General features: G+C 53.2%; 1 pseudogene. It reads left to right on the top strand.

Annotated elements, in window-relative coordinates:
• Window positions 1–353: 353 nt before the first annotated feature.
• Window positions 354–474 (top strand): annotated as a pseudogene (locus tag C5B90_RS20110) (IS630 family transposase); the annotation flags it as partial.

The raw sequence follows: 474 nt of genomic DNA, 5'->3' as shown, positions 1-474 counted from the left end.
GACGTCGTCACTCCCATCCCCGACGAACGCGTCCTCGTCCACGAGCCAAGCGACGAGGCATTCGATTCGATTCTCCAACTCGCGGTCTTCCATCGAGGCTGGACCGCCGCTCGCGACACCGACGAGGGAGAAGAGTGATGCAACCATCCGTTCTAGTTTAACGAAGAATCCAGTTGCTGTCTGTTGATTTGATATCGTCGCAACTACCTGATTGAGAAACCCGGTGGGAAGTATGACCTACAGCCCACCGGATTCGGTCATAGTTGACCGGATTCAAAGAGCGTTTCCCTCTGATGAGTTGCGCGAGCGTAGTGCTTAGGGGAAGTTATGCAGCTGGAATCTGATGTGTGAGTATGTCTGGAGATCGCCGCAAAGAGATCGTCCGTCACCTCAGTGAGGACGATCTCGACCGACTCCTTATGGAGTCTACTGACCAGAAACTCACTGAGCGGCTTATCTTCATCAAACGAGTTT

The organism is Haloferax sp. Atlit-12N, from assembly GCF_003383095.1.
Taxonomy (GTDB): Archaea; Halobacteriota; Halobacteria; order Halobacteriales; family Haloferacaceae; genus Haloferax.
This window is presented reverse-complemented; position numbering and strand designations above follow the sequence as displayed.